Source organism: Streptomyces sp. BR123 (assembly GCF_013401435.1).
GTDB lineage: Bacteria > Actinomycetota > Actinomycetes > Streptomycetales > Streptomycetaceae > Streptomyces.
Genome location: NZ_JACBGN010000316.1, coordinates 1 through 7,843 on the forward strand (window position 1 = coordinate 1; position 7,843 = coordinate 7,843).

Here is a 7,843-nt window from a genome sequence, read left to right on the forward strand (position 1 = left end):
GGTGTTGTGGAGGTCCTTCGGGGGTGATCAGCGCGGCGGAGGGGTGGGGTAGCGTCGCCGCGCTGCGGGGAGAGGAGCGGGGGCATGCGCGAGGTCACGGTCCCACCGGTCGTCACGGGAGCGCCCGTCGGCGGGCTCGCCGACTGCGTGTTCCGGTACGCGCTCGACGATCCCGGCCGGGTCGTGCTGGGCCGCAAGCGGGGCGGCCGCTGGGGGGACGTGACCTCCGGGGAGTTCGCCGCCGAGGTGCTCGGCCTCGCGCGCGGGCTGCTGGCGCAGGGGGTCCGGTTCGGGGACCGGGTCGCGCTCATGGCCCGGACCCGGTACGAGTGGACGCTGTTCGACTTCGCGCTGTGGGCGGTCGGTGCGCAGCCCGTCCCCGTCTATCCGAGCTCCTCCGCCGAGCAGGTGCAGTGGATCCTGTCCGACTCCGGGTGTACGGCGTGCGTCGTGGAGAACGAGGACCAGGCCATGACCGTCGGCTCGGTCGTCGAGGGGCTGCCGCAGCTGCGCCGGCTGTGGCAGCTGGACGCCGGGGCCGTGGAGTCGCTCCTCGCCGACGGCCGCGGTGTCGCCGAGGACGTGGTCCACCGGCACCGCGCCGCGGTCACGCCCGACTCCGTCGCGACCGTCATCTACACGTCCGGGACCACGGGGCGCCCGAAGGGCTGTGTGCTCACGCACGGCAACTTCATGTACGAGGCGGACACGCTCGTGGCCCGCTGGGAGTCCGTGTTCCGGGCCGGGCCCGGGGAGGTGCCCTCCACCCTGCTGTTCCTGCCGCTCGCGCACGTCTTCGGGCGGATGGTGGAGGTGGCGGCCGTCCGGGCCCGGGTCAGGCTCGGGCACCAGCCGGTGCTGGCGGCGGCCGAGCTGCTGCCGGACCTCGCCGCGTTCCGGCCGACGTTCGTGCTGGGTGTCCCGCACGTCTTCGAGAAGGTCTTCGCGGCGGCCCGCCGCAAGGCGGAGGCGGAGGGGCGCGCGGGCGCCTTCGACCGGGCCGTCGAGACGGCCGTGCGGTACGCGGAAGCGCGCGAGCAGCAGGCGTTCGGCCTCGGGCCGGGGCCGTCGGCCGCGCTGCGCGTGGAGCACCGGCTCTTCGAGAGGCTGGTGTACGGGAAGGTCCGCGAGGCGCTGGGCGGGCAGGTGCGGCACGCCATGTCGGGCGGGTCGGCGATGCCGCGCCGGCTCGGGCTGTTCTTCGACGGGGCCGGGATCACGGTGTTCGAGGGGTACGGGCTGACCGAGTCCTGCGCGGCGGCGACCGCGAACCCGCCGGGGGCGGTCAAGTACGGCACGGTGGGCCGGCCGATCCCGGGCAGTGCGGTGCACATCGCCGAGGACGGAGAGGTGTGGCTGCACGGGGCGCACGTCTTCTCGGGGTACCTGGGCGACGCGCGCTCCACGCAGGCCGTGCTGCGCGGCGGCTGGCTGGCGACCGGGGACCTGGGGCGGCTGGACGAGGACGGGTACCTCACCATCACCGGGCGGAAGAAGGAGATCCTGGTGACCTCCAACGGCAAGAGCGTCGCACCGGCCGCCCTGGAGGAGCGGGTGTGCTCGCATCCGCTGGTCGCGCAGTGCGTGCTCGTCGGCAACGACCGGCCGTACGTGGCCGCGCTGATCACCCTGGACCCGGAGGGGATCGCGCACTGGCTGTCGATGCGCGGGCTGGCGCAGCGGCCGCCGGCCCAGCTGGTCCGGGACCCGGACCTGACGGCGGAGGTGCGGCGGGCGGTGGTGGCGGCGAACACTCTGGTCTCGCAGGCCGAGGCGATCCGGGCGTTCCGGGTGCTGGAGGAGCAGTTCACGGAGGAGCGGGGGCTGCTGACGCCCTCGCTGAAGCTGAAGCGGCGGGCCATCGAGAAGCGGTACGCGCAGGACGTCGCCGACCTGTACCGGGACTCGGTCCTGCCCCGAGCGGCGGGGGGGGGGGGAATACCCGGGTCCGGCGGCCGGTTCCCGACGACATCCGATGAGATCCGGCGACGTCCGGCGACCCCGAGGGAACGACAGCACGTGAACCAGGTCCCCGCCATCACGCTCAACAACGGCACCTCGATGCCCCGGCTCGGCTTCGGTGTCTGGCAGATTCCCGACGACGAGGCGCAGGCCGCGGTCGGGACCGCACTGGAGGCGGGCTACCGCAGCATCGACACGGCGTCCGTGTACCGCAACGAGCCTGGTACGGGCAAGGCCATCGCCGCGTCCGGGCTGCCGCGGGAGGAGCTGTTCGTCACCACCAAGCTGTGGAACAGCACGCGGAGGAAGTGGCGCCGCAAGGAGGTGCTGCGCGCGTTCGAGGACTCGCTCTCCCGGCTCGGCCTCGACTACGTCGACCTGTACCTGATCCACTGGCCGCGTCCGATGCGCGACGACTTCCTCTACATCTGGGAGGCGTTCGAGGAGCTCGCGGCGGACGGCCGGGCCCGCGCCGTCGGCGTGTCGAACTTCCGCCCGGCAGACCTGGACCGGATCCGCGAGCGCAGCTCGCTGGTGCCGGCCGTGAACCAGGTCGAGCTGCACCCGTTCTTCCCGCAGGCCGAGCTGCGCGCGGAGCACGCCCGGCGCGGCATCGCCACCGAGGCCTGGTCCCCGCTCGGGCAGGGCCCGCGGCTGCTGACGCTGCCCGTCGTCGCCGAGGTCGCCGCCCGGCACGGCCGCACCGCGGCCCAGGTGGTGCTGCGCTGGCACCTGCAGCTCGGGAACATCGCGATCCCGAAGTCGGTGACGCCGTCGCGGATCCGGGAGAACCTGGACGTGTTCGGCTTCGAGCTGGACGCCGCCGACATGGCTGCGCTCGACGCCCTCGCGCACGGGCCGCAGGCGGGGCGGATCGGGCCGGACCCGGCCGTCTGCGACCTCTGAGCGGGGGCGGCATGAGTGTTCCCGAAGGGGTGTACCGGGTGCGGAACGCGGCGAGCGGGCTGCTGCTGCGGGTGGAGAGCGGCAACCGGGTGGGGGTGGGTGCCGACGGCCCGCCGGCGCCGGCCGCCGCCCTGGAGTGGCGGATCTCGCCCGTGCACAGCGGCGGCGGGATCGTCCACGTCGTGAGCGTGCACAACGACAGGCGGCTCGACGTGGCGAACGCGTCGACCGAGAGCGGCGCCCGCGTCCAGGTGTGGCGGCCGAACGCCTTCGGCGCACAGGAGTGGATCGTCGAGGAGCACCTCGACGATCCGGGGGTCGTGTCCCTGGTGGCCTGCATCAGCGGGCTGTCGCTGGAGGCGGACGAGGAGGGCCTCGCCCGGCAGTGCGAGGACACCGACTCGCCGGCGCAGTGGTGGCGGCTGGAACCCGTCTGACCGGGCCCGCCCCGGGGACCGAGGACCCCGGGGTCCGGGGGCGGGGTCAGCTCGCGCCGTGGGCGGGAGCGAGCGCCTCGACGCGTTCCGCGAGGGCGAAGTCCGTCTCGGTGACGGAGTCGTCCGCGCTGTGCGTGTTCACCGACAGCCGGACGGTGTTGTAGCCGAGGGTGAGATCGGAGTGGTGGTTCAGCTCGTCCTGCACGGCGGCGATGTGGGCGACGAGCGCGCTCGCCGCGACATGGGAGCCCAGCCGGTAGGTGCGGCTGATCCGGTCGTCCTCGAACGCCCACCCCGGCAGTTCCCGCAACCGGTCCTCGATCTCCTTCTGCGAAAGCGGCTCGGCTGCCATCGGCATGCTCCTTCCCCGTACGGGACGAACTCCTGACGTGGGCTCAAGGTTCCCACAATCGCGCCGGTCGGGAAGGGTGCGCGCGGCCGTTCGCCGCGCCCTTTCCACCGTGGTGGCGTCTCGTTTCCGCGGACCGTCGCCGACCTGCGGGAAGGCTTCCTGAGGTAGCGTCATGCGCATGGCGACCGTGACACATGCGGACACCGGGTGCGGGTCCGTCGGCTCCCTGCTCCGCTCCTGGCGCGAGCGGCGCGGCATCAGCCAGCTGGAGCTGGCAGGCCGCGCCGACTCCTCCGCACGCCACATCAGCTTCATCGAGACCGGCCGGTCCAAGCCCAGCCAGGAGATGGTGCTGCGGCTCGCGGACCGCCTCGACGTGCCGGTACGCGAGCGCAACGCGCTGCTGCTGGCCGCCGGGTACGCCCCCGGTATGCGCAGACCCCGATGGACGACCCGGCGATGAGCACCCTGCGAGAGGGCCTGGAGCGGCTGCTGACGGGCTACGAGCCGTACCCGGCGCTGGTCGTCGACGCCCTGTACAACGTGGTCGCCGCCAACCGGGGCATCGCGATGCTCCTCGACGGCCTGCCCGGGCACCTGCTGGCCCCGCCGCTGAACGCGATGCGGATCACCCTGCACCCGGAGGGGCTGGCGCCGCGGATCCACAACCTCGCGGAGTGGCGCGGCCACCTGCTGGCCCAGATGGAGCGGCAGATCGCACTGGCCCGCTCCGCGCCGCTGCGCGCCCTGTACGAGGAGGTCGCGGCCTACCCGGCGGCCCGCCGCCCGGGCGACACCGCACCCGCCGGGCCCGTCCCGTACCTCGCGCTGCCGCTGGTCATCGAGCACGACGGGCACCGGCTGTCGTTCGTGTCGTCCATCGCGACGTTCAACACCCCGATGGACGTGACCGTCGCCGAGCTGGCCATCGAGACGCTGCTCCCGGCCGACCCGGCGACGGTGAAGTACCTGCGCTCACCGGGTCCCTGAGGCCACGGCCGCGCGCAGCGACAGCTGCTGCAGCAGTGCGAAGCCGGCGACGGTGAGCGCCTGGGCCGGGATCCAGGCGAGGCCCGCCGCGGTGGGCGCGTCCCACAGGAAGAGGGAGACCAGGCTGAGCACGGCCCAGGCGCAGTTGGCCTCGATGACGAGCTTCACCCCGAAGACCGGGGGCCGGCGGCGGGAGGCGAGCCAGCCGACACCGGCTGCGTAGGCGGTGAGGAAGAGGCCGAGCTCGAACAGGGTGGCGGGGCCGATGCCGAGCAGCCGGCCGGTCGGGGCGCTGAAGGCGGCGTACGCGAGGCCGTTGGCGCCGGTGACGACGGCGTCGAGGGCGAGGAAGCGGCGCAGGGCGGTCTGCGGGGCGGCGGTGCGGGCGAGGCCGGCGATGAGGGTCGCGGACATGGCGGATCAGCCTCCGGGGAGGGTCGGGTTCGAAGGCCGGCGAGAGCCGGCGGCTGTCCGGCCGGAAGGGGGCGCGGGGAGATCCGCGGCCTTCCGTGAACCGGTGCCTCCACTGTGCCGTGAGCCCGCGGCGGGGTCGATTACCTCCGAGGTAACGGGCGACTGCCCGGGACGGGCAGAAAAGCGCTCCGGCCCCGGCGGCTTCGGCCTTGCGCCGTCCACGGTCCGCACTCGTACGCAGGATCAGGCGTCACAACTGACGGCCCGCCACATTGGCAGCACCTGCGTCTGCGTTACAGGTCGAGGCACCGTCCAGCGGGTGAGCCGCCGCCAACGGTCGTCAGCGTCGGCCACCACTGGGCACCCCCTTCCGCGGTTCCCCGGCCCGGGGACGGACCGGCGGCCATGCGGGCCCGCCCGAATCCCGACGGCGTTGATTCCGGTGTTGTGCGATCTTGCTGCCATGGACAACAGCTCCCCGGCCCCCGTGACCGTCGCCGACGACTACATCTTCGCCTGCCGCATCCTGCTCGGCATCAAGGCCCTTCGGGAACACCTCGGGTGCCCACTTCAGGACGCTTTCGTTGCCTTCACCGATCGCTACGAGGTCCTGCGCCGCGAGAGGCCCGACTGCTTCTCCCAGACCCATGAGGAGTACTGGGAGGGCTTCCACTCCTGACTCCCGACGGTCACGGAACCGGCCCGCAGAAGGTCGACGGAGCGGCCTTCGGCGGGAACGGCCGCGGGACGCAGGTGGATCGGAAGCCGGCCCTGGCGTCCGGTGGAGCGCGTCACCGTACGAACGACCTGGACGCCGGACCCCGTGTCTGCTCGGCTCCGCCTGGGTCAAGGGCACGCGGCGGCGCGTCCCGGCGGGCGGGCGGGGCCAACCTTCTTTGACCCACAGCGCAAGAAACGTTGGGTTCTTATGTCCTGCTGCAACCCGGAGGTCTAGGCTGCACACAGCCGAATCTCTCGAACGTCCAGTCGACATACGGAGAACCTCACGGTGGTACCCGATGCCCGGCCCGCCCTCGCCGCGACCTGGTCGCGCGTCGCGGCGTTGGCGGAGTGGCGCGGTCAGGACCCGGCCGAGGTGCTGGACGCGGAGCGGCTGAGCCGGCTGAGCGGGGTGGAGCCGGAGCTGATCCCCGCGGTGGTGGCGGGGACGGCGCCCGCGGTCCCGCTGTGCGAGCGCGTGCACCGGCGCTTCCTGCGGCTGCGGGCCACGCGCCCCGACCGGCACGGCCGGGAGTGGCCGCTGGCCGCCATCGCCGACGAGTTCGACGCCCCCGGCGCCTCCTTGGGCCCCCTCAACGCCGGCACCGGCCTGCCCCGGCTGGGGCACGCCGCCGGGGTACAGCGGTTCTTCGGGGTGTACGCGGGCTTCCTCCTCGCCGACAGCAAGAGCGCGGTGGAGCGGGCGCTGGCCTCCACCGCGGCCGAGGCCTGCACCAGGGCCGCGGCGGGCGCCCCGGTCACCGGCTCCGGTGCCACGGACGACCTGGAGCACCTGTCGTACCTGACCGGCATGCCCCCGCACGCCGTCGCGCAGACCCTCGACGGCCGGCCGCCCCGGCTGCCGCTCAAGGAGCAGGTCCACCAGCGCTTCACGCACCTGCGCCGCACCCGCCCGCGGCCGGACGGGCAGGCCCACTCGCTGGCGGCCATCGCCCGGTCCTTCGACGCGTCCGGCCAGTCGCTGACCCGCCTGGCCCGCGGCGAGGGGCTGCCCAACCTCGCCGCGGCCGCCGGGATCCAGCGCTTCTACGGGGTCGAGGGCGGATTCCTGCTGGCCGACGACACCGAGGCCCTCGCCGCCGCGCTCACCGGCATCGAGTACGGGCTGCGGTCCGCGGAGACGGACGCGGAGGACCCGATGCTCGCCGTCCTGCGGGCGCACGACCTCCGCGGCATCGTCACCCGGGCCGGCCGGCTGTCCGCAGCGGGCTGGAAGTCGCTCGCCGACCACCTGGACGACCTGCTGGCCCGGGAGGGCCTGCTCAGGGGCCCGGGCGCGCACCGTGAACACCCGGCCCGCACGGCACGGGGCCGTGAAGGCACCGCCGAGGGGGGAGCGCCATGAGGACCACACGGACCATGCGGAAGCTCGGCGCGGATCTGCTGGCGGAGGTGCGCCTGACGCCGCCGGCCGATGCCGCCGCGATCGTCGGGAGCCTGTGCGAGGCGTACGGCCGCAGGCGCGGCGGCCGGCCCGTGGACTTCCGCTTCGCCGGATTCCCGCCCGACACGGCCAGCGGGCTGTGGCTGGAGCTCGCGGACCGCGACCTGCTCATCATCGAGGAACGCACCCGTCCCGAGCACCAACTCGTCATCGCCTGCCACGAGTTGTGGCATCTGGAGGAAGGCACCTGCGACAGTCACGGGCCGGGCATGGCCGTGGCCGCCCGGCTCGCGGGACGCCACGGCGACCTCGCGGAACTGCTGCACTCCGAGACCGGCCTGGGCAGCGTCGTACGGCAGGCAGCCGCCCGCGCGGACCGCGAGGATCCGGCGGAGATCCGGGCCGAGACCTTCGGCCTGCACCTCGGCAAGATCCTCAAGGGTTTCCTGCAGCCGCCCTGCCAGGAGCAGCTCCCGGAGGCCATCGCGCGCATCAAGACCTCGCTCGGCTGGGGCTGTTGAGCGCACCCGCATTCCCTGCGGCGCAGCCCGGCGCCGCGGCGGACACCGGCCCACCGGCGCCCTGCCGACGCACCTCACGCGCCGCTGCCCCCGTGCGGCCCCGACAGAGAGCCCACCACACACGATGACCCAGCCC

The 7,843-nt window shown here is 73.8% G+C and carries 7 protein-coding genes and 2 pseudogenes; 7 read left to right on the forward strand and 2 right to left on the reverse strand.

The genetic code is table 11. The features are described 5' to 3' along the window. Positions 1 to 84: 84 nt before the first annotated feature. The 3 genes and pseudogenes from HYE82_RS31045 to HYE82_RS31050 form a co-directional block, all read left to right on the forward strand. Positions 85 to 1,899 (forward strand): annotated as a pseudogene (locus HYE82_RS31045) (long-chain fatty acid--CoA ligase); the annotation flags it as partial. A 162-nt stretch (positions 1,900 to 2,061) separates the two neighbouring features. Then, positions 2,062 to 2,868, forward strand: coding sequence for an aldo/keto reductase (locus HYE82_RS38580; protein WP_256987925.1), 807 nt, complete (start codon positions 2,062 to 2,064; stop codon positions 2,866 to 2,868). An 11-nt stretch (positions 2,869 to 2,879) separates the two neighbouring features. Further along, complete coding sequence (locus tag HYE82_RS31050; RefSeq protein ID WP_179177530.1) at positions 2,880 to 3,305, forward strand: RICIN domain-containing protein; 426 nt, start codon at positions 2,880 to 2,882, stop codon at positions 3,303 to 3,305. A 46-nt stretch (positions 3,306 to 3,351) separates the two neighbouring features. Here the strand turns inward: HYE82_RS31050 and HYE82_RS31055 are convergent, their stop codons facing one another. After that, a complete protein-coding gene (locus tag HYE82_RS31055; protein WP_179177531.1) occupies positions 3,352 to 3,657 on the reverse strand; it encodes a 4a-hydroxytetrahydrobiopterin dehydratase in 306 nt (101 codons plus the stop codon). Between the two features lie 172 nt (positions 3,658 to 3,829). Between HYE82_RS31055 and HYE82_RS31060 the strand changes: the two are divergent. Then, positions 3,830 to 4,647 (forward strand): annotated as a pseudogene (locus HYE82_RS31060) (helix-turn-helix domain-containing protein). On the opposite strand, the gene HYE82_RS31065 reads toward HYE82_RS31060, so the two are convergent. Further along, positions 4,633 to 5,061 carry a hypothetical protein gene (locus HYE82_RS31065; protein ID WP_179177532.1) on the reverse strand — a complete coding sequence of 143 codons (429 nt, stop codon included), beginning with the start codon at positions 5,059 to 5,061 and terminating at the stop codon, positions 4,633 to 4,635. The pseudogene HYE82_RS31060 and the gene HYE82_RS31065 sit on opposite strands and share 15 nt — an antisense overlap. A 463-nt stretch (positions 5,062 to 5,524) precedes the next feature. Here HYE82_RS31065 and HYE82_RS31070 point away from each other — a divergent pair, with 463 nt between their 5' ends. From HYE82_RS31070 to HYE82_RS31080, 3 genes are all read left to right on the forward strand, one after another. Next, positions 5,525 to 5,740, forward strand: a complete 216-nt coding sequence (locus HYE82_RS31070) for a hypothetical protein (RefSeq protein ID WP_179177533.1) — start codon at positions 5,525 to 5,527, stop codon at positions 5,738 to 5,740. A 330-nt stretch (positions 5,741 to 6,070) separates the two neighbouring features. Continuing rightward, positions 6,071 to 7,147 (forward strand): hypothetical protein, encoded by a 1,077-nt coding sequence (locus HYE82_RS31075; RefSeq protein ID WP_179177534.1) that lies wholly within the window; start codon positions 6,071 to 6,073, stop codon positions 7,145 to 7,147. Continuing rightward, complete coding sequence (locus tag HYE82_RS31080) at positions 7,144 to 7,707, forward strand: toxin-antitoxin system, toxin component (protein ID WP_256987924.1); 564 nt, start codon at positions 7,144 to 7,146, stop codon at positions 7,705 to 7,707. The genes HYE82_RS31075 and HYE82_RS31080 overlap by 4 nt, the downstream gene beginning before the upstream one ends. The last annotated feature ends 136 nt before the right edge of the window (positions 7,708 to 7,843 follow it).

What these genes read in the sequence shown, in the direction of transcription:
- HYE82_RS31065 (WP_179177532.1), bottom strand. Translation starts at nt 5,061, where the DNA reads ATGTCCGCGACCCTCATCGCCGGCCTCGCCCGCACCGCCGCCCCGCAG.
- HYE82_RS38580 (WP_256987925.1), top strand. Translation starts at nt 2,062, where the DNA reads ATGCCCCGGCTCGGCTTCGGTGTCTGGCAGATTCCCGACGACGAGGCG.
- HYE82_RS31080 (WP_256987924.1), top strand. Translation starts at nt 7,144, where the DNA reads ATGAGGACCACACGGACCATGCGGAAGCTCGGCGCGGATCTGCTGGCG.
- HYE82_RS31050 (WP_179177530.1), top strand. Translation starts at nt 2,880, where the DNA reads ATGAGTGTTCCCGAAGGGGTGTACCGGGTGCGGAACGCGGCGAGCGGG.
- HYE82_RS31055 (WP_179177531.1), bottom strand. Translation starts at nt 3,657, where the DNA reads ATGGCAGCCGAGCCGCTTTCGCAGAAGGAGATCGAGGACCGGTTGCGG.
- HYE82_RS31070 (WP_179177533.1), top strand. Translation starts at nt 5,525, where the DNA reads ATGGACAACAGCTCCCCGGCCCCCGTGACCGTCGCCGACGACTACATC.